We start from the raw sequence: 19,306 nt of genomic DNA on the forward strand, positions 1-19,306 counted from the left end.
CCGCGCGAGCACCCATCGGGACAAACGCTAAGCTGCAGGGCACAATAGCCTTCAAACATGATTGCACCCACACAATTTTTCTTCGTACGCCACGGCGAAACCAGCTGGAATGCCAGCCGTCGCCTGCAGGGCCATGTCGACATCCCGCTCAATGCCAATGGCGTACAGCAGGCACAGGCCGCAGCGCGCCTGCTTGGCGTAAAGACCTTCGATGCAGTGCTGAGTTCCGACCTTGCGCGGGCCCGCGTGACGGCGGAGTTCATCGCCGCGGTGCGCGGCACGCCCGTGCAACTCGTCGCAGGCCTGCGCGAACGTAATTTCGGCATGTTCCAGGGGCTGAGCCCCGGCGAGGCCGACCTGCGTTACCCGATCGAGCAGACGCGCCTGCGCACCCGCCAGATCGACTTCACCCCCGATGGTGGCGAAAGCCTTGCGCAGTTCGCCACCACGGTCACCGAGACCCTGCAGGGCATCGCCGGCCGCTACGCCGGTGGCACGGTTCTATGCGTCACGCATGGCGGCGTCCTGGATGTGATCTACCGCCTCGCGACCGGCCGGCCGCTGGAGTCCGCCCGCGACTTCGCCATCAACAATGCCGGGGTCAGCATCGTCAGCCATGACAAAGAAGTATGGTGTATCGACGCCTGGAACGATTGCCGCCACCTCGACGAGAGCCGGGACGAATTGCCGATCTGAAACACCCTTTCCCACCGGCTGCGGCCGGCGCGGAGGCCCCGGCCATCACCGGGATGGTGGGCAAGTCCCTGCAGCTATAATCCCGGCTCCGTCGTGCCTGTCCCGGCAGCGGGCGGCCTCCACCTCTTTCCGGTTTTCGACACTCCGGCCTTCGGGCACCCCACGTGGCACGCGATCTCTCCACTCTTCCCCGACGTTTCCTGGCCTGGCTGGAATACCTGTTCGTCGACCACGGCCTGTTCCGTGAGCTCTACAACAACTTCTACGCCCTGCCCGGCGGCATGTTCCGCGCCAGCCAGCCCAGCCCGCGGCAGATCCGCAAGTACCAGCGCAAGCACGGCCTGCGCAGCATCATCAACCTGCGCGGCGAGGACGATTCGCTGCGCTATGCCATGGAGGCCGATGCCTGCAGCACCCAGGGCATCGCGCTGGTGGACTTCAAGGGCATCAAGTCGCGTGAGATGCCCACCCGCGAGACGCTGCACGAGACCAAACGCATCTTCGACAGCGTCGAATACCCGGCCCTGATGCACTGCAAGTCGGGCGCCGACCGCGCCGGGCTGGCGAGTGTGCTGTACCGGCATTTCCGCCTCGGCGAATCCATCGAGCAGGCCCAGCACGAGCTCGACTGGAAGTACGGCCACAACAAGGCCGCCAAGACCGGCATGCTGGATTTCATGCTCGAGACCTACATCGCGCGCAACCGCCGCGAGCCCATCGATTTCATGACCTGGGTGGACACCGAGTACGACCGCAAGGAGCTGGAAAGCCATTTCCACTCGCGCGGCTGGGCGGACTTCATCACCGACAAGGTGCTCAAGCGCGAATGAAGGACGCCAGCCAGCTCTACCTCCGCCTCCTCAGCTGGGTGAAGCCTTACTGGCGCACCTTGCTGATCTCCCTGGCCGCCATGGCCGTCGCTTCGGCCATGCAGCCGCTGCTGCCGGTACTGCTGCAACGGCTGGTCGACGAAGGCCTGATCGCCAAGGAGCCGCTGGCCGCCCTGCGCCTGCCGTTCTGGATCCTGCTGACCTTCATCGTCAAGAGCCTGGCCGAGTACGCCGCCAACGTCAGCAGCCAGTGGGTCGCCAACAAGGCCGTGGAGGACCTGCGCCGCGCCGCCTTCCATCACCAGATGCACCTGCCGCTGTCCGCGCACCATGCGGAGCAGCCGGGACGCATGCTGTCGCGCATCACCTACGACATTCCGCAGGTGAGCTCTGCCATGTCGTCGGCATGGATCGTGGTGGTGCAGGACTCGCTCACCGTCGTCGCACTGCTGGGCTACCTGCTGTGGCAGTCCTGGCAGCTCGCCGCCATCATGCTGCTGATCGGCCCCATCGTCGCGTGGATCATCCGCGTCGCCAGCCGCAAGCTGCGCAGCTCCAACGCCGCCATGCAGGAGAGCATGGGCCAGATGACCGGCGCCGTCGAAGAGTCACTGGCCGGGCTGCGCGAGATCAAGGTCTTCGGCACGCAGGCCTTCGAGGACAGGCGCTTCATCCGGATCAGCGAACGCCTGCGCAAGGAGACCATGCGCGTGGTGCGCGTATCCGCCGCCAACGTGCCGCTGGTTCAGGTGCTGGCCGCCGCCGCGGTGGTCGCGGTGATCTACGCCGCCACCCAGCTCGCCGCGCGCGAGATGCTCACCACCGGCAGCTTCATCTCCTTCGTCACCGCGCTGTCGCTACTGTTCGAGCCGATCCGCCGCCTCACCAATATCAACGCCGTGATCCAGCGCGGCCTCGCCGGCGCGCACAGCATCTTTGGCCTGCTCGACACACCGCCGGAGGCAGATCGCGGCGCCGCACACAGCGAGCGGGCCCGCGGCGACCTGCGCTTCGAGAACGTCGGCTTCACCTATCCCGGCCAGGAACGCCCCGCCGTCCAGGACTTCAACCTGCACGTCGCACCCGGCCAGACCGTCGCTTTCGTCGGCGCATCCGGCAGCGGCAAGACCACGCTGATGAGCCTCGTCGCGCGCTTCTACGACGTGCAGCAGGGCGCCATCCGCCTGGACGGCATCGCCCTGCCCGACTACGCGCTGACCGACCTGCGCCGCCAGATCGCGCTGGTGGGCCAGCATGCCGCACTGTTCGATGACACGGTGGCCGCCAACATCGCCTACGGCCGCGAGGATGCCTCGCGTGAAGCCATCGAGCAGTCGGCCCGTCACGCGCACGCCTGGGAGTTCATCAGCGCCCTGCCACAAGGCCTGGACACCCGCATCGGTCCCAATGGCAGCCTGCTGTCCGGCGGCCAGCGCCAGCGCCTCGCCATCGCCCGCGCCTTCCTGAAGGACGCGCCGGTGCTGTTGCTGGACGAAGCCACCTCCGCCCTCGACAACGAATCCGAGCGCGTGGTGCGCGAAGCCCTGGTGGAACTGCGCAAGGCCCGCACCGTGCTGGTGGTGGCGCACCGCCTGTCCACCATCCGCGATGCCCATTGCATCGTCGTCATGGAACGCGGGCGCATCGTCGAGACCGGCACGCACGACATGCTGGCCGCAGCGGGCGGTCCCTATGCGCGGCTGCTGGCGAGCGGTGAAGAACTGCTCGCGGATTGAAGCGCGGTCAGTCGCCGGCCAGCCGGCGACTGTGCTCCAGCAAGCCACGGTTTTCTTCGCAGATAGCGATCAGCATGTCCGCCACCAGGCGCACCCGCGGCGAGCGGCGCACGTCGGGATGCACCACCAGCCATAGCGAGCGGCCCGGCACGGGTTCGCCTTCCACCGGCAGTTCAATCAGGTCGGCCACCTCATCCACGCAGTAATGCGGCAGGGTCGTCACGCCCAGCCCGTGACCGGCCGCGCGGATCATCGCCGTCACATCGTTGCTGCGCAGGCTGAAAGCAGCGCCGCCGGCGAAGCGCTCCATCCATTGATACTGCGGCGTCTGGCTCAGGCTGTCGTCCAGCCCGATGTAGCGCCACTGCTCACGTGGCAACCGGGCGAAATCCGGGTGGCCGTAGAGGCCGTAGCCCACCTCGCCCAGCGGTCGCACCGCCAGGCTGAGGTCACCGGGCTGGCCCAGGCGCAAGGCGATGTCCGCTTCGCGGCGCGACAGGTTGGCCTCACGGGTCTCGCCCATCACCTCCAGCTCGATCCCGCGCCAGATGTCATGCCGTGCCGCCAACTGCGGCATGAGGAACACTGTGCCCAGCGATGGCGGCACCGAGATGCGGACCGTGCCGCCCAACGGGGATGCTCCCGCCGCCGCCCGTGCAAAGGCCAGCGCTTCGTCTTCCATGCGCGCAGCCTGTTCGACCAGTTGCTCGCCTTCCGGGGTCAGGCGCCAGCCGCGCGGCAGGCGGTCGAACAGGCGCAGGCCCAGCGCGCGCTCCAGCGCATCGACGCGTCGTGCCACGGTGGAGTGCTCCACCTCCAGCTTGCGGGCCGCTGCCGACAGGCTGCCCTGCCGGATCAATGCCAGGAAGTAGCGGACATCCTCCCAAACCAATGCCTGATCTGACGAATTTTGCACAACAGCTGTCCGCCCATAGGGAATTCCCGGGCAATTATGCCCAACGTAAGCTTGGCGCCCAAGTTTCACATTGCCGTTCGAGGTTGCCGCCATGCCTGCCCACGTTTCGTCCCTGAAGCCCACCGCCGGTGCGCTGCCCGCGCAGCCAGGCCCGCTCGCCTCCACCCGTCTGGTGGGAGCCCTGTGCATGCTGGTCGCGGCCGCAGCCTGGGGCGGCATGTTCCCGGTGGCCAAGTCGGCGCTCGTGCACATCGATGCCTACGCCATGACGGTGATCCGCTACGGCATCACCGCCGTGCTGATGGCGCTCCTGCTGTGGCAGCTCGAAGGCCGTGCCGCCCTGCGCACCGACGGCAAGCTGCTGCCCGCCTTCATCTTCGGCAGCATCGGCTTCGCCGGCTTCAGCCTGCTGGCCTTCAACGGACTGCGCCACACAACGCCGACGCATGCTGCCGTGCTGGCGGCGCTGATGCCGTTACTCACCGCCCTCTGCAATGCAGTGCTGGCGCGCAGCCTGCCGCCGATGGCGACACGGATCAGCATCGGTCTCGCCCTGGCTGGTGTGCTGCTGGTGGTCAGCCACGGCGACCTGCACAGCCTCGTCAGCGGCGGCAGTGCATGGGGCGATCTGCTGGTCTTCCTCGGCGGGCTGTCGTGGGTCGTCTATACGCTGGGCGCACGGCGCTTCCCCGGCTGGTCGCCGCTGCGCTACACGACGGTCACGGTGTTGGCCGGCTTCCTCGGCATCCTGCTGGTGAGCATCGCGGCCTGGTTGCTGGATGCGGCGCACCTTCCCTCGCGGGAGAGCCTTGCCGCCATCACGCCGGAGCTTGTGTACATCGTGCTGATCGGCTCACTGGCCGCGGTGCTGAGCTGGAACGCCGGCATCGCGCGGCTGGGGCCGGTGGATGGCGTGCTGTTCATCAACTTCGTGCCGGTCACCACCTTCGCGATCCAGGCCTCGCGCGGCGTGCCGATCACCGGCTGGGAAGTGGCAGGCGGCGTACTGGTTGCGGCGGCACTGCTGTTCAACACCGCCATGCAGAAGCGCAGCGCCCGTCGTGCCGGGTAGCCAGAACGCGCCTCAGTCCAGCGCCTCCACCCGCATCCACACCTCGTTGCTGCGCTGTCCGGCGCTGGCGCTGTAGCCTCCGAGTGAACGCCCGTCCTGCTGGCGGGTTTCGGCGGTGCCACCGAGCCTGATCCATTCGCCGAGGCGGCCGCTGACGGTGGTGGACAGGTTGCTGCCCTCGATGCCGCGGCTGCTCAGGCGTTGTGATTGCGGGCTGATGGTCACGGTGACGTTGTTGCCCGCCAGTTGCGGGCGCGCCTGGAAGCCGCTGCCGACATCCACGAACTGGGTGCCGGTGCCGACCAGCGCGCCGCCGGGGCCGACGGCCACCTGGGTCATCGGCAGCGCCAGGGAGGTGCCGAGGTAGATCGACGCGGTGCTGCCCTCCAGCGTCTGCACCTGGCTGCTGCCGTCGTTGCGCATCGTGCTGCTGCGAGCGCTGATGCCACCGCGCACGTCCGCATCCACGTTGCCGTTGCGGATCGCCACGTCGCCCGAGATGCTCGCGGCGCGGCGGTCGGACTCGCTCAGCTCGCCCTGCTTCACAGTGATCATCAGGCGCCGTGCCGGCTTGTCGATCTCGCCCAGCACCTGGCGGATCTGCGCCAGCACCTGCGGCGAGGCGCGCACCACCAGCTTGTTATCCATCGCGGAAATGGAGCTACCGGATGGCACCAGCGGCTGCAGCACGGGCAACACCTGCTCGGCCAGGCGGTGCTGCAACGGGATGATCTCCAGGCGCTGCTGGGCCTGTACGACCAGGCAGGATGCGCACAACAGCAGGCCGGCCAGCGTGAACAGGAAGGGGCGCAGGGGTCGTATCGCAGTGCGCATCGGCAGTCCTTCAGCCCGGAAACGGGCCGTTTTGTGTGCGGCGATTGTGCGCCGCTTGGCGCAGGACAGGAAATCAGGGCCCTCAAGGCTTCGCCGGACGGGTCCGAACCGGTAAAATCGCCGGTTTTCCCTTGCCGATCAGTCCCCTCCGCCACGCATGGCGCGTGGGTTTGGGCAAGCCGGTCGGCCGCAAGTTCAGGAACACTGCAATGTCTTCACCCCGCGTTCATGCCTATGACACCACCCTGCGCGACGGCGCACAGGCCCAGGGCATTTCCTTTTCGGTGGAAGACAAGATCAAGATCGTCCACAAACTGGACGAGCTGGGCATCGCCTACATCGAGGCCGGCAACCCCGGCTCGAACCCGAAGGACCTGGAGTTCTTCCGGCGTCTCGGCGAACTGAAGCTGCAGCACGCGAAGATCATCGCCTTCGGCAGCACCTGCAAGGTGGGCGCCAACCCGGCCGACGACGCGCAACTCGCATCGCTGCTGTCGGCCAACACGCCGGCCGTGGCGATCTTCGGCAAGACCTGGGACTACCACGCCACCGCCATCCTGCGCACCACGCTGGAAGAGAACCTGCGGATGATCCGCGACACCATCGCCTTCCTGAAAAGCAAGGGCAAGGAAGTGGTGTTCGACGCGGAGCACTTCTACGACGGCTACAAGAACAACGCCGATTACGCCATGCAGGCGCTGGGCGCCGCGGTGGAAGGCGGCGCGGATTGCGTGGCGCTGTGCGACACCAACGGCGGCAGCTTCCCGGACGAGATCTTCGACATCACGGCGGCGGTCGCGGAGCGCTTCCCGGGTGTGGCCATCGGCATCCACTGCCACAACGACTGCGAGCTGGCGGTCGCCAACTCCGTGCGTGCCGTGCAGGCCGGTGCCACCCAGGTGCAGGGCACCATCAACGGCATCGGCGAACGCTGCGGCAACGCCAACCTGTGCGCCATCATCCCCAACCTGCAGCTCAAGCTGGGCCGCGATGTCATTCCGCCCGCCAACATGGCGACGCTGACACCGGTGGCGCGCTTCGTGTCCGAAGTGGCCAACGTCGTGCACAACGACAAGGCCGCCTACGTGGGGGCCGACGCCTTCGCGCACAAGGGCGGCATGCACGTCGACGCGGTGAACAAGAACCCGGTCAGCTACGAGCACGTCACGCCGGACAGCGTCGGCAACGCGCGCAAGATCCTGATGAGCGAAGTGGCCGGCCGCGGCACCATCCTCGGCAAGATCCGCGAAGTGGACCCGACCGCCACCAAGGATTCGCCGCAGACCATCGCCGTCATCGAACGCCTGAAGGAGCTGGAGCACCGCGGCTACCAGTTCGAGAGCGCCGAAGGCTCCTTCGAACTGATGATCCGCAAGGTGCTGGGCCAGTTCAAACCCTCCTTCGACCTGAAGGAATTCAAGGTGATCGTGAACGAGCCCTCGCCCAATGGCATCAACTCGTCCGCGATGATCAAGGTGCATGTCGACGGCGAGGACGAGATCACCGCCGCCGAGGGTGACGGCCCGGTCAACGCGCTGGACCGCGCACTGCGCCGCGCGCTGGAGCGCTTCTACCCGGAGCTGAAGGAAATCCGCCTGGTTGACTACAAGGTGCGCGTGCTGGATTCGGACCAGGCCTCTGCGGCAAAGGTCCGCGTGCTGATCGAGACTGCCGACGCCGAGGACAGCTGGACCACCATCGGCGTGTCCGCCGACATCATCGACGCCAGCTGGCATGCGCTGGTGGATGCGATCGAGTACAAGCTGGCGAAGAAGTCGCGCTGAGCCACGCCATGACGGAGGCACGTATCCGCGCCAAGGCGCTCTGCGTGTTCCGTCACCACGACCGGATTCTGGTCAACGAGGCCTTCGACCCGGTCAAGAACGAGCGCTACTGCCGGCCACTCGGCGGCGGCATCGAATTCGGCGAAACCGGCGTGCAGGCCATCGTCCGCGAGATCGACGAAGAACTGGGGCTGGCGATCACCGACGTGCGCCAGCTCGGCACGCTCGAGAACATCTTCACTTACCTGGGCAAGCCGGGACACGAGATCGTGCTGATCTTCGACGCTGCATTCGTCGATCGTGGCGCCTACGATCGAGCCGTATTGCCGGGGTGCGAGAGCGACGGTACGCCTTTCGAAGCGCGCTGGATGACACTCGCCGATCTTCGCAGGACGGCGGCGCACATGCCGCTGTACCCGGACGGCCTGCTCGATCTGCTCGATCTGCTCGATCTGCTCGATCTGCTCGATCTGCTCGACGCGGCCGCGGCCCCCTGAGGCCTGGGCGACCAGACAGCTCGTAGCCGCTGGCCGGAGCCCACGCAAACGCCTCTCCGTTTGCGCACCGTCAGCCATCCGCGCGAACGCCACACAAGGCCGGACAAGGCGGGCATGCTATGACCCGCCCGCATGATCGCCGCTGCGCAGTCTTTCCTCGTGGCTGGAAACGACATGCCGTCCCTGCCTTCACGGAGATTGCCGAATGACGAAGCACGCCAACGCCGGTACCAGCCCTACCCGCTTCCTGCTGGACGAGGAGCAGATTCCCCGCCACTGGTACAACATCGCCGCCGACCTGCCCGTGCCGCCTGCGCCGCCGCTACATCCCGGCACCGGAGCGCCGATCGGCCCGGATGACCTGGCGCCGCTGTTCCCGCAGGCCATCATCGCGCAGGAGGTGTCGACCGAACGCTGGATCGACATTCCCGAGCCGGTGCGCGAAGTCTTCCGCCTGTGGCGCCCCAGCCCGCTGATCCGCGCGCGCAGCCTGGAGAAGGCACTGGGCACGCCGGCGAAGATCTACTTCAAGTACGAAGGCGTCTCGCCGGCCGGCAGCCACAAGCCCAACTCCGCCGTGCCGCAGGCCTGGTACAACGCGCAGGAAGGCGTGAAGAAGCTGTCCACCGAAACCGGCGCCGGCCAGTGGGGTTCGTCGCTGGCTTTCGCCGGCCAGCTCTTCGGCCTCGACGTCACCGTCTACCAGGTGCGCGTGTCCTACGACCAGAAGCCGTATCGCCGCGCCATGATGGAAACCTGGGGCGCACGCTGCATCCCCTCGCCGTCGGACACCACCGATTCGGGCCGCGCCGTGCTCGCCGAACACCCGGACCACATGGGCTCGCTGGGCATGGCGATCTCCGAAGCGGTGGAAGTGGCGGCGAAGAACGAGGACACCAAGTACGCGCTGGGCTCGGTGCTCAACCACGTGCTGCTGCACCAGACCATCGTCGGCCAGGAGGCCATCGCGCAACTGGAGATGGCCGGCGACGACCCGGACGTGATCGTGGGCTGCACCGGTGGCGGCTCCAACTTCGCCGGCATCGCCTTTCCCTTCCTCGGCCAGCAACTGCGTGGCGAACATGCAGCACGGCGTTTCGTGGCGGTGGAACCGGCGGCCTGCCCCAGCCTCACGCGTGGCAAGTTCGCCTACGACTTCGGCGACACCTCGCACCTCACGCCGCTGGTCAAGATGCACACGCTGGGGTCCACCTTCACGCCACCGGGCTTCCACGCCGGTGGCCTGCGCTACCACGGCATGGCGCCGATGATCAGCCACGTGGCGGAACTGGGCCTCATCGAGGCACAGGCCTACCACCAGCGCGCCTGCTTCGAGGCCGGCGTGCTGTTCGCGCGCACAGAAGGCATCATCCCGGCGCCCGAGGCGACGCACGCCATCAAGGGCGCCATCGAGGAAGCCCTGCGCTGCAAGCGCGAGGGCAAGGCGGAGACCATCCTGTTCTGCCTGTCCGGCCACGGTCACCTCGACATGGCGGCCTACCAGGCCTACTTCGACGGCAAGCTGGTCGACCAGGACTACGACGAGCAGGAACTGGCGATGGCGCTCAGCCTGTTGCCCAAGGTCGGCTGAGCATTTCCGGGGAAAGGGAACGACAGGGGCAGGCGGCGCGGCGCCTCCCTGTCCGCTCCGGATGACACGGCGTACAGCCGTGGCGTCCGGCGCAACTCAGGCGGTCAGCAGGCCCAGGCTCGCCCGGTCGATGCCGTGTTTCTTCAGCAGCTTGCCCAGCGCACGCCGCTCCTTGCCGGCCAGCTCGGCCGCGCGGGTGACGTTTCCTTGCGTGGTGCGCAGCAGTTCCGCCAGGTAGGCACGCTCCCAGGCAGCCATCGCGGCGTCGCGGGCGGTGCGGTAGTGGATGGCGACGGGGCCGTGGTCCGCCTCGCCAGGCTGCTCCGGCAGCAGGTCCAGTTCCGCGCCCTGGCACAGCAGCGTGGCGCGATGGATACGGTTTTCCAGTTCGCGCACGTTGCCGGGCCATGAATGCTGGCCCAGCCAGGCACGGCTGGTCGTCCCGAGCCTGCGTGAATCCATGCCGTAGCGGCGCGCGAAGCGCTGGGCGAAATGTTCCGCCAGCAGCAGCGCGTCGCCGGCGCGTTCGCGCAGCGGTGGCAGTTCGATGGACAGCACGTCGAGACGGAACGCGAGGTCGACGCGGAAGGCGCCTTGGGTGATCAGCGCGTCCAGCCGCGGACTGGCGGCGGCCACGATGCGCACGTTACCGGTCATCTCGCGGCTGGCGCCCAGCGGGCGGTAGGTCTGGTCCTGCAGGAAGCGCAGCAGCGACACCTGCGCGCGGGCCGGCAGGGCATCCACTTCGTCGAGGAAGAGCGTGCCGCCCTCGGCCGTGGCGATCAGACCGGTGCGACGGGTGTGCGCGTCGGTGAAGGCACCGCGCTCAGCCCCGAAGAGTTCGCTTTCCACCAGTGCTTCCGGCACCGCGCCGCAGTTGAGCGGCACGAAGGGTGCGTTGCGGCGTGCGCCCAGGTAGTGGATGGCGCGCGCGGCCAGCTCCTTGCCGGTGCCGGTCTCGCCCCGCAGCAGCACGGGCGCTTCGAAGCAAGCCGAGCGCTCGATGACTGCCAGCGCGCGTCGGAATGCGGGCGACTGCCCGATCAGGTGCGACAGGGCTGCGTTCATTTGTCTCTTCTCTCTTGGGTGGGCGCCGCCGGGGCAGGAACGACGTTGCGCACGTGCCGGCACATCCGGGTGACGGTGTGCCGCAAGGCGCTTGCTCCAGTTCATATTTGCCCACAACCAAGCAATACGCCAATGCCTACATGGGCAGGCCGCACGTGGGGGCAGGTGGCAGCGCCGACCCGCGCCGGGTCCGGCCCGACCCACCGGCGCAAATCACGGTACGGGCCTGCCGCATGGTCCTCACCGCCGGTTGCAGCGGCGTGACACCGGGTCGGCCACGACCCGCCCACCCTGCCCCGCAAGGCCCGGCGCCCCGCGCAAACCTCCGCGCATTCAAGGCTTTGCGAAGACCGCCGTGCGATGGCACGCCTTTCGCAATGAGGGCGGGACCGATCTTGCCGGAGGTCTTTCGTGAGCGACGCATCCGATGCGCATCTCGTCGATGTAGCGAGAGCCATCCAGCGCTATCTCGCGGAGCACCCGGGCGCGGCCGACAGCGAGACCGGCATCGCCGAATGGTGGCTGCCGACGCTGGGCGTCGAAGCCAGCGTGCTGGTGGTGCGCGGCGCGCTGGAGCAGTTGCTGGCGCAGGACAGGATCGAGCGGATCAACGTGTCGGGTGGGCAAGTGATCTGGCGTGCGCGCCAGGCGCTTGCCGACAACGGCGAGATGAACTGAAGCAGTACGGCGCAGCGGACAGAAACGCAGAAAGAGCAGCGGACCGACAGCATGGCCAACGTCTTCGCGGTGCACTCGGTGGGCAACTCGATTGCCACCTTCCTGCAGAACACCTACCCCGAGTCCAGCGGCGGGCAGGACATGCCGGCGTGCACCTTCGACCTGCTGTCCTCCGGCGCGCTCGCCGACGGCGTGGACGACACCGCCACCAGCCGCGTCACGCTGTACCTCTACCGCATCACCGTCAACGAACACAGCCGCCAGCAACGCCACGCGCACGCGCCGAATGCCAGCGTGGCACCGCTGTCGCTGGACCTGCATTTCATGTTGTCGGCCTGGGCGGGCAACGCGCTGGACGAACAGGTGCCGCTCACCTGGGCGATCCGCCAGTTGCACGAGCACCCGCTGCTCGACGCGTCCTCGCTGTCGCCCGAGGCCGGCTGGCACAGCGACGAAGTCATCCAGATCATTCCCGCCGAGCTGAGCACCGAGGACCTGATGCGCATCTGGGACTCGCTGTCGCCGACCTACCGGCTGTCCGCGTCCTACATCGCCCGCGTGGTGCGCATCGATCCCGACGCACGGCGCGATGCGCGCCCGGTCGTCGCCACGCGGCTGGCCTACGGCACCGAGGCCGTGTCTGCGGGGGGCACGTGATGAACCGGCATACGCCCCAACTGCGCGAGCTGGAACGCGCCGAGCACCGGGTACTCGCCGCCCTGCGCTGCGTGGACGCCACCACCGGCGCAGTCATCGGCAGCGGCCTGCAACTCAGTGCGCCCGGCGCACGCCTGGTGCGCAACCTCAGCGGCCTGTGGGTGGTGCATTCGGTGTCGACACCAGCATCCGTGGCAGCGCATGCAGAGAGCTTCAACACACCACCGGCAACGCCCGCCCTCGGCAGCGAAGACCTCATCATCACCGTGCGCGAAGCCAGCGGCCGCTACCTGCCGCGCATCGCCAGCGTCGCCCTGCCGCGCGACCCGGCCCCCGACAACGCGGAGGCGGACGACTCGCTGTTCCACCCGGTCGACATCCCGCTCTATCCCGCCAGCCATGCCCCGCTGGTCGCCAACTGGGCGGAGTTGCGCATCAGCCTGCGCGACAGCGGCAGCAACGACGCCCTGGGCGGCGCCCTGGTGCGCGTGGTGAGCGACGGCGAAGTGCTGGCGCGCGGCCTCACCGACTGGCGCGGCGAAGCGCTGGTGCCGGTGGCCGGCATTCCGGTCACCACCTGGTCCACCCAGCCCGGCGCCGTGATCGTCAGCGAGATCGACGCCAGCATCGAGATCTACTTCGACCCCGACAGCGGCCAGCGCACGCCCGCCACCCAGGTGCTGGCCGGTCGCGTGCCCGGCGCACTGCCGCTGGTGAACCCGAGCGACATCGAATCCGCCCGTGCCGGCCTGCCCCAGGTCAGCCAGGCCATCACGCTGGCGGCCGGTCGGCCGCTGCACCTCAACCTGGGCATCGCCCTGCCATGAAGCCGGAGATGCACCTCGTGTTTGTCCTTCTTTCCACCCACCCGCTCACGCATCCGATCTGCAAGGAGATGAACCATGCCTGAATACCTCGCACCAGGCGTCTACGTCGAGGAGACGAGCTTTCGCGCCAAGTCCATCGAAGGAGTGGGTACCAGCACCACCGCCTTCGTCGGCCCCACCCGCAAGGGACCCTACCGCACCGACGAAGACACGCCGGAAGCCTCCGAGCTGCTGACCAGCTACGGTGACTTCGAGCGCATCTACGGCGGCTTCGCCGATCTCGACCTCGGCGACGACGTGCCCGGCATCAACTACATGGCGCATGCCGTGCGTGCCTTCTTCAACGAAGGTGGCTCGCGCCTGTACGTGTCGCGCGTGGTCGGTGCGGATGCCGAACTGTCGGCCGTCGCCGTCGTCAGCTCTGCCACCGCATCGGAAACGGTGAGCTTCACCGCCCGCTTCCCCGGCGCCAGCGGCAACGGCAGCGTGATCGTGCGCGAGAACGTGTTGCCGGCTACCGACACCATGCTGACCAACAGCCCGGAGGGCACCCTGGTGCGCACCGGTAGCGGCGGCACCACCGCCTTCCACGTCAAGGTGGCCGGCACCTGGCGTCCGGCGGGCGACCTCGCCGGCACCGCCGTGCTGCAGAGCACGCTGACCACCACCCCTGCCGTCATCACGGTCACGGTGATCACGGTGGACGGCGATGGCGAATCGCTCAGCTACGAGGATCTCGGCGTCGCGCCGGGCCATCCGCGCGGCATCGGCCACGTGCTGGCCGCCGTGCCGTCGCGTCGCGCCGACTACCTGCAGAATCCCTTCGCCATCTCCATCGGCGGCACGGTATCGCCGGCTGAACTGCATACCGGCCTGTTCAACGCCGCCGTCGCCAACACGGCCGGCCAGCGCGAACGCGTATGGGCCCTCGCTGGTGGTGAAGACGGTGCCGCACCGACCTCCACCGAATACGCGCTGGCCCTGTCCGAGATCGCCTCGCTGGAAGACGTCTCCATCGTCGCCGCGCCCGGCAGCTCCGCCTATGGTGACGAGGACGATGCGCAGGCCATCGCCAACGTGCTGATCGCGCATGCCGAATCGCGTCGCGCCTACCGCATCGCCGTGCTGGACACGCCGCCGGCCAACCTGCCGTCGGACGCACGCACCTACCGTGGCCAGTTCGACTCCAAGTACGCCGCGCTCTACTACCCCTGGGTCGTCATCCCCAACCCGCTGGCCCGTCCCGGTCGCGACGACATCCCGAAGGAAATCGCGCTGCCGCCCTCCGGCTTCGTCAGCGGCATCTACGCGCGCAACGACGTACAGCGCGGTGTGCACAAGGCACCGGCGAACGAAGTCGTGCGTGGCGCGCTGCGCTTCGAGATCGACGTCAACTTCGCACAGCAGGAGATGCTCAACCCGCTGGGCGTGAACTGCCTGCGCTTCTTCAGTGGCCGCGGCAACCGCGTGTGGGGTGCGCGCCTGGCCTCCAGCGATCCGGAATGGAAGTACGTGTCGGACCGCCGCTACTTCAACTACCTGGAAGCCTCCATCGACCGCAGCACGCAATGGGCGGTGTTCGAGCCGAACGGCGAACGCCTGTGGGCCAACGTGCGCCAGACGATCACCGACTTCCTCTACAACGAGTGGCGCAGCGGCGCCCTGCTCGGCACCTCGCAGGAAGAAGCCTTCTTCGTGCGCTGCGACCGCAGCACGATGACGCAGAACGATCTCGACAACGGCCGCCTGATCTGCCTGATCGGCGTGGCGATCATCAAGCCCGCCGAGTTCGTGATCTTCCGGATCGGACAAAAGACCGCCGACGCCCGCGCCTGATCATGAATCCGCCTGCTGCGCGCACCGATCTCGTCACTGCGATGCTCGCCGTACCCCAGTACGGCTGCGCTTCTCGCGACGACCTCGGCACGCTCGCGACGGCGTCTTCACGATCATTCGATTCGAAATTCAGGAGCTAGAAAATGGCAAATCGCACTACACCCTACGGCGCGTTCAATTACCGCGTCGAGTTCGATGGCGGCGAGGTCTTCGGGGGCTTCTCGGATGTCAGCGGCATCGGCACCGAAGTCACCGTGGCCGAGTACCGCAACGGCAACGAGAAGGAAAACCACGTGCGCAAGGTGGCCGGCATCCACAAGGTGTCGGACGTGACGCTGAAGCGCGGCATCCTCAATTCCAAGTCGCTGTGGGACTGGCTGGCCGCCACCCGCACCCAGGGCCCGGCCGCGCAGCGCAGCGTGGTCATCACCCTGCTGGACGAAGCGCAGAAGCCGGTGCAGGCCTGGGTGCTGCGCGGCGCGATCCCGATGAAATACACCGGCCCGACGCTGGCCGGCAAAGGTGGCGGCGACGTGGCGATGGAGGAGATCGTCCTGTCCGCCGAAGGCTTCGAGATCGCGGCCTGAGGGCGGTGGAACGTGGAGGGTGAAACGTGAAATGTGAAAAGTGAAACGGGAAAGCGCCATGTCCGCCGGCGTGCCGCTCCCTACCCCGCCAGGGGGAGGGCCGGGGAGGGGGCATCGCGTTTCATCTTTCACTTTTCACCTCTCGCTTTCCCACCCAAAAACCCATCACCACTCACGCCTGTCCGCCTGACACCATGAGCCTCGTCTTCGAGACCGCCCAACCGCCCGACACCTCGGTGCTCGCACGTGCCGACGTGGCCTGCTTCGTCGGCTTCGTCGCGCGTCGTCGCCAGGTGCCGTTGCCACCGTCCGTGCGTGCGCAGCTCGATGCCGACGGCTGGGTGAAGGGGCCGTGGCGGCGTGGCGAGGACGGGCTGCATGCGCTGGACAACCTGCCGGTGGTGGTGGATAGCTGGGAGCTGTTCGACAGCCTGTTCGCCTGGGAGCGTCGCCCGCTGGGCCGCAAGCCGGACCCGGTGAGCGGCGCCATCGCGTACTGCGCGAGCTACATGGGCGCAGCCGTGCGCAGCTTCTTCGCGCATGGCGGCAAGCGCGCCATCATCGTGCGTGTCGGCGACCCATGGGCCTTCCTGGAAACCGGGGCGAACCGCGCGGCGAAACGCCGCGCGCGGCTGCAGCGCCTGATCCCGGACTTCACCGACGGCAATGCCGCCGAGCCCTTCGATCCGCTCGACCCGCGCAGCTGGGGCGGCATCCATCACCTGTACGGCCTGCGCCAGGTCAGCATGCTGTGCCTGCCCGACCTGCCGGACGCCTGTGCCACCGAACCGCTGGCACCGCCGACCACGCTGGAGATCGATCCACCGCCGGAAGGTTTCGTGGAATGCAGCGGCGTCGACCGCGAGCCGCCGAAGGACAAGGGCCTGCGCGAGGTCTACGCGCCGCGCCTGGACAGCCGTGGCTACGGCCCCTGGCGGATCGCCATCGCCGCCGTGCGTGCCTTCCTCGCCCGCCACCAGCGCGAGGTGATGTTCGTCGGCGCGCTGCCGCTGCCGCGCGAGGATGCCTACCGGCCGACCAGCCGCGGCCATGTGCATGCGCACAGCGACATGCTGGCCTTCCTGCGTCGCGCCGGCGTGTTCGAGAACGACGGCCAGTACGAGGCCAGCGCACTGTCCGCCGCCAGCGCCTTCGTCCAGCTCGGCTACCCCTGGTTGCGCACCCGCGCCAGCGTGGACCTGCCGGAGAACCTGGAGCCTGCCGACGGCACGCTGGCCGGCCTGATCGCCGCCAACGCGCTGGCACGCGGCAGCTTCCGCTCGGTAGCGGGGGACTTCTCGCAGCAACGCCTGCGCGACGTCGCCGGTGCGGAGCCGGTGCCCGCCTGGGGCATCGGCCCCGATTCGCCCGACGCGCAGCTCGCGCGCCGCATCTGCCTGTTCGCCCCGCAACCGGGCGGCTGGGCCCTGCAGTCGGACGTCACCACCTCGCCTGACGAAGCCTGGCGCTTCGGTGGCGCCAGCCGGCTCATCGCCAGCATCCTGCGCACGGCGCGGGCACGTGGCGAGGCGATGGTCTTCGAAGCGAACGGCCCGCAACTGTGGTCGCAGGTCCGCCGCGGCATCGAGGAATTGCTGACCCGCTACTGGCAACGCGGCGCCCTGCTCGGCCGCTCGCCGGAGGAGGCCTTCAGCGTGCGCTGCGGCCGCGACACCATGAACCAGAACGACCTCGACAACGGCCGCATCGTCGTGGAGATCAGCGTGCGACCCGCACCGTCCGTGGAACGCATCACCGTCGTGCTGGCGCTGGCGAGTGCCGGCGCCGGTGACAGCAGCCTGAGAGAGGTGACCTGATGCCCTTCGACGCCAGCTTCTCGGCCAGCGCATCGGCTTCCGCCAGCTTCGACATCGGCGGCAGCCCGGGCAACAGCGGCGCCAGCGGTGGCGGCATCAGGATTCCCGCCGCCACGCAGAACGAGCCGGAGAACCTGCTCGCCCCGCTGCACGTGTTCCGCTTCCACATCCGCTTCAAGAAGGATGGCAGCGAAGTGCCGGTATGCAGCGGTGCCTTCGCCGAATGCACCGGGCTCGAAGCCACCATGGAGCCGAAGCAGATCAAGGCCGGCGGCCACAACTACGGCACGATCCAGCGCGTCGGTCGAACCAGCTTCGCCACCGTGGTGCTCAAGCGCGGCATGACCAGCACCCGTGACCTGTGGCAGTGGTTCCACCTGGTCAACGGCCAGACGGGTTACGCGTATCGCATGAGCGTGGAAATCGACATGCAGGACGGCGCCGGCAACACCGTGCTGACCTGGGGCCTGGCCGGCGCGCTGCCGGTGAAGTTCAAGGCCGCCGACCTCAACGCCAAAGGCACTGACGTGGGCATCGAGGAACTGCACCTCGCCCACGAAGGGCTCAGCCTGCTGGGAGGCGCCTGATGTCCGAAGCCGTCGATACCGGCACCGCCGGCAACGAACCGGTGGCCCGCGCCACCTTCTCGGTCATCAAGGGCAGCGACGCCACCAAGGTGCTGGAGGTCGACTTCAACCCGGAGTCGCTGCAGTACACGCTGTCCAACACCATGAGCCAGCAGTCGCCGAACAGCCCCGGCACGCAGTACGTCAGCCAGAGCGTCGCCAAGCTGACCATGGAGCTGGTGTTCGACGCCACCATGGATGGCGTGGACGTGCGCAGCAAGACGGAGAAGATGCTGTCGCTGATGAAGCCGGAAGGCGCCGACAAGAAACAGGTGCCGCCGCGTGTGCGCTTCGCCTGGGGTGTGTACCGCTTCGACGGCACCATCGAGCAGTACAAGGAGACGCTGGACTTCTTCTCGCACGACGGCGTACCGCTGCGCGCCAGCGTCAACGTCACCCTCGCCAACGACAAGGCCGAGTTCGAGTCGCGTCATGCCGGCGGTTCGTCCATCGACAACGACGCCGGCGTGAGCCCCACCCAGGTGCCCAACCCCGGCAGCCCCTCCAGCGCCGCCAGTGCGATGGGCAACCCGCGCGCCGCCCGCGACATCGCCAGCATGAACGGCTCGGCCAGCCTGCGCTTCGATGCCAGCGCTTCGCTCGCCGTCGAAGCCAGCGTCAGCCTGTCCGGCCCGGCCGCCTTCGCCAGCGGTGGCGCAGGCCTGGGGATCGGTGGCGGTGCCGGTATCGGCATCGGCGGTGGTGCAGGCGCCGGCATCGGCGCAGGAGCAGGTGTGGGGATCGGCATCGGTGCCTCCGCCGGCGCCAGCCTGGACATCGGCGCCACCGCGGGCGCGGCCTTCGCCGGCCTGCGCGTCGGCACCACCAGCGCCTCGGCCTCCGTCTCCCTCAATCCGCGCGACCTGCTCCCCGGCCCGGTAGCGAACCTCAGCGTCAATGCGGGCGCCGGTGCGGGCATGGGTGTGGGGGCAGGTGTCGGTATCGGCATGGGTGCGGGTGCGGGCTTCTCCGCCGGCGGCATGGCGCAGGCCGGTGCCGGCGCCAGCCTCGCCACCGACGTCGGTGCCAGTGCCGACCTGCACGCCCGCCTGTCCTTCAGCGACTGAGGAGAACCACGATGCCCATCGTCTTCGAGGAAGTCACCGGCGAGATCGCCCCGCCGCCCGCGCCGGCCGGCAACAGCAGTCCCTCCGCCAGCGCCACCGGCCAGGCGGACGACGACAACGCGCTGCGTCACCAGCTCGCCCTGTTGGCCGAGCGCGCCCAGCGCCTGCAGGTCGACTGAACGGAACC

General features: G+C 68.2%; 19 protein-coding genes. 16 read left to right on the forward strand and 3 right to left on the reverse strand.

The annotated features are described in order from the left end of the window. The first annotated feature begins 57 nt into the window (after positions 1–57). From VVD47_RS06990 to msbA, 3 genes are all read left to right on the forward strand, one after another. Complete coding sequence (locus tag VVD47_RS06990; protein WP_327602683.1) at positions 58–696, forward strand: histidine phosphatase family protein; 639 nt, start codon at positions 58–60, stop codon at positions 694–696. Positions 697–860: 164 nt separating this feature from the next. After that, positions 861–1,526: a fused DSP-PTPase phosphatase/NAD kinase-like protein gene (locus VVD47_RS06995; protein WP_327602684.1), complete on the forward strand. Its 666-nt coding sequence runs from the start codon at positions 861–863 to the stop codon at positions 1,524–1,526. After that, on the forward strand, positions 1,523–3,262 hold the full coding sequence (gene msbA / locus VVD47_RS07000) for a lipid A export permease/ATP-binding protein MsbA (RefSeq protein WP_327602685.1): 1,740 nt from the start codon (positions 1,523–1,525) through the stop codon (positions 3,260–3,262). Before VVD47_RS06995 ends, msbA begins: the two co-directional genes overlap by 4 nt. 7 nt (positions 3,263–3,269) lie before the next feature. Here msbA and VVD47_RS07005 read toward each other — a convergent pair whose 3' ends face one another. Then, positions 3,270–4,154: a LysR family transcriptional regulator gene (locus VVD47_RS07005; protein WP_327602686.1), complete on the reverse strand. Its 885-nt coding sequence runs from the start codon at positions 4,152–4,154 to the stop codon at positions 3,270–3,272. A 115-nt stretch (positions 4,155–4,269) separates the two neighbouring features. Between VVD47_RS07005 and VVD47_RS07010 the strand changes: the two genes are divergently transcribed. After that, positions 4,270–5,250, forward strand: a complete 981-nt coding sequence (locus VVD47_RS07010; RefSeq protein ID WP_327602687.1) for a DMT family transporter — start codon at positions 4,270–4,272, stop codon at positions 5,248–5,250. Positions 5,251–5,262: 12 nt separating this feature from the next. Here VVD47_RS07010 and VVD47_RS07015 read toward each other — a convergent pair whose 3' ends face one another. Next, the gene (locus tag VVD47_RS07015) at positions 5,263–6,084 is read right to left on the reverse strand and encodes a secretin N-terminal domain-containing protein (protein WP_327602688.1); all 822 of its coding nucleotides are present in this window, start codon (positions 6,082–6,084) and stop codon (positions 5,263–5,265) included. Between the two features lie 209 nt (positions 6,085–6,293). On the opposite strand from VVD47_RS07015, the gene cimA reads away from it, so the two are divergent. The 3 genes from cimA (at position 6,294) to VVD47_RS07030 (ending at position 9,956) form a co-directional block, all read left to right on the forward strand. After that, positions 6,294–7,868, forward strand: coding sequence for a citramalate synthase (cimA, locus tag VVD47_RS07020; RefSeq protein WP_327602689.1), 1,575 nt, complete (start codon positions 6,294–6,296; stop codon positions 7,866–7,868). 8 nt (positions 7,869–7,876) lie between these two features. Further along, positions 7,877–8,365 (forward strand): NUDIX hydrolase, encoded by a 489-nt coding sequence (locus VVD47_RS07025; protein ID WP_327602690.1) that lies wholly within the window; start codon positions 7,877–7,879, stop codon positions 8,363–8,365. A 205-nt stretch (positions 8,366–8,570) separates the two neighbouring features. After that, a complete protein-coding gene (locus VVD47_RS07030; protein WP_327602691.1) occupies positions 8,571–9,956 on the forward strand; it encodes a TrpB-like pyridoxal phosphate-dependent enzyme in 1,386 nt (461 codons plus the stop codon). Positions 9,957–10,052: 96 nt separating this feature from the next. Here VVD47_RS07030 and VVD47_RS07035 read toward each other — a convergent pair whose 3' ends face one another. Then, positions 10,053–11,024, reverse strand: coding sequence for a sigma-54 dependent transcriptional regulator (locus VVD47_RS07035; RefSeq protein WP_327602692.1), 972 nt, complete (start codon positions 11,022–11,024; stop codon positions 10,053–10,055). Between the two features lie 411 nt (positions 11,025–11,435). Here VVD47_RS07035 and VVD47_RS07040 point away from each other — a divergent pair, with 411 nt between their 5' ends. The 9 genes from VVD47_RS07040 (at position 11,436) to VVD47_RS07080 (ending at position 19,298) form a co-directional block, all read left to right on the forward strand. Continuing rightward, a complete protein-coding gene (locus VVD47_RS07040; RefSeq protein ID WP_327602693.1) occupies positions 11,436–11,702 on the forward strand; it encodes a hypothetical protein in 267 nt (88 codons plus the stop codon). A 51-nt stretch (positions 11,703–11,753) separates the two neighbouring features. Then, positions 11,754–12,359, forward strand: coding sequence for a DUF4255 domain-containing protein (locus VVD47_RS07045; protein WP_327602694.1), 606 nt, complete (start codon positions 11,754–11,756; stop codon positions 12,357–12,359). Continuing rightward, entirely contained in the window at positions 12,359–13,186 is an 828-nt protein-coding gene (locus VVD47_RS07050) for a hypothetical protein (RefSeq protein WP_327602695.1), read from the forward strand. The genes VVD47_RS07045 and VVD47_RS07050 overlap by 1 nt, the downstream gene beginning before the upstream one ends. Positions 13,187–13,261: 75 nt before the next feature. Continuing rightward, the gene (locus tag VVD47_RS07055; RefSeq protein WP_327602696.1) at positions 13,262–15,022 is read left to right on the forward strand and encodes a phage tail sheath subtilisin-like domain-containing protein; all 1,761 of its coding nucleotides are present in this window, start codon (positions 13,262–13,264) and stop codon (positions 15,020–15,022) included. A gap of 143 nt (positions 15,023–15,165) precedes the next feature. Beyond that, positions 15,166–15,609 (forward strand): phage tail protein, encoded by a 444-nt coding sequence (locus VVD47_RS07060; RefSeq protein ID WP_327602697.1) that lies wholly within the window; start codon positions 15,166–15,168, stop codon positions 15,607–15,609. 194 nt (positions 15,610–15,803) lie between these two features. Continuing rightward, positions 15,804–17,426, forward strand: a complete 1,623-nt coding sequence (locus tag VVD47_RS07065) for a phage tail sheath C-terminal domain-containing protein (protein WP_327602698.1) — start codon at positions 15,804–15,806, stop codon at positions 17,424–17,426. Then, on the forward strand, positions 17,426–18,013 hold the full coding sequence (locus VVD47_RS07070) for a phage tail protein (RefSeq protein ID WP_327602699.1): 588 nt from the start codon (positions 17,426–17,428) through the stop codon (positions 18,011–18,013). The genes VVD47_RS07065 and VVD47_RS07070 overlap by 1 nt, the downstream gene beginning before the upstream one ends. Beyond that, entirely contained in the window at positions 18,013–19,119 is a 1,107-nt protein-coding gene (locus VVD47_RS07075) for a CIS tube protein (protein WP_327602700.1), read from the forward strand. The genes VVD47_RS07070 and VVD47_RS07075 overlap by 1 nt, the downstream gene beginning before the upstream one ends. An 11-nt stretch (positions 19,120–19,130) precedes the next feature. Beyond that, complete coding sequence (locus VVD47_RS07080) at positions 19,131–19,298, forward strand: hypothetical protein (RefSeq protein WP_327602701.1); 168 nt, start codon at positions 19,131–19,133, stop codon at positions 19,296–19,298. Positions 19,299–19,306: the final 8 nt, after the last annotated feature.

Origin of the sequence: Uliginosibacterium sp. H1, from assembly GCF_036017065.1 — a bacterium.
Lineage (GTDB): Bacteria > Pseudomonadota > Gammaproteobacteria > Burkholderiales > Rhodocyclaceae > Uliginosibacterium.

Coding starts and splice junctions, on each gene's coding strand:
- VVD47_RS06990 (WP_327602683.1), top strand. CDS start 58: ATGATTGCACCCACACAATTTTTCTTCGTACGCCACGGCGAAACCAGC.
- msbA (WP_327602685.1), top strand. CDS start 1,523: ATGAAGGACGCCAGCCAGCTCTACCTCCGCCTCCTCAGCTGGGTGAAG.
- VVD47_RS07010 (WP_327602687.1), top strand. CDS start 4,270: ATGCCTGCCCACGTTTCGTCCCTGAAGCCCACCGCCGGTGCGCTGCCC.
- VVD47_RS07015 (WP_327602688.1), bottom strand. CDS start 6,084: ATGCGCACTGCGATACGACCCCTGCGCCCCTTCCTGTTCACGCTGGCC.
- cimA (WP_327602689.1), top strand. CDS start 6,294: ATGTCTTCACCCCGCGTTCATGCCTATGACACCACCCTGCGCGACGGC.
- VVD47_RS07025 (WP_327602690.1), top strand. CDS start 7,877: ATGACGGAGGCACGTATCCGCGCCAAGGCGCTCTGCGTGTTCCGTCAC.
- VVD47_RS07030 (WP_327602691.1), top strand. CDS start 8,571: ATGACGAAGCACGCCAACGCCGGTACCAGCCCTACCCGCTTCCTGCTG.
- VVD47_RS07035 (WP_327602692.1), bottom strand. CDS start 11,024: ATGAACGCAGCCCTGTCGCACCTGATCGGGCAGTCGCCCGCATTCCGA.
- VVD47_RS07045 (WP_327602694.1), top strand. CDS start 11,754: ATGGCCAACGTCTTCGCGGTGCACTCGGTGGGCAACTCGATTGCCACC.
- VVD47_RS07050 (WP_327602695.1), top strand. CDS start 12,359: ATGAACCGGCATACGCCCCAACTGCGCGAGCTGGAACGCGCCGAGCAC.
- VVD47_RS07055 (WP_327602696.1), top strand. CDS start 13,262: ATGCCTGAATACCTCGCACCAGGCGTCTACGTCGAGGAGACGAGCTTT.
- VVD47_RS07060 (WP_327602697.1), top strand. CDS start 15,166: ATGGCAAATCGCACTACACCCTACGGCGCGTTCAATTACCGCGTCGAG.
- VVD47_RS07065 (WP_327602698.1), top strand. CDS start 15,804: ATGAGCCTCGTCTTCGAGACCGCCCAACCGCCCGACACCTCGGTGCTC.
- VVD47_RS07070 (WP_327602699.1), top strand. CDS start 17,426: ATGCCCTTCGACGCCAGCTTCTCGGCCAGCGCATCGGCTTCCGCCAGC.
- VVD47_RS07075 (WP_327602700.1), top strand. CDS start 18,013: ATGTCCGAAGCCGTCGATACCGGCACCGCCGGCAACGAACCGGTGGCC.
- VVD47_RS07080 (WP_327602701.1), top strand. CDS start 19,131: ATGCCCATCGTCTTCGAGGAAGTCACCGGCGAGATCGCCCCGCCGCCC.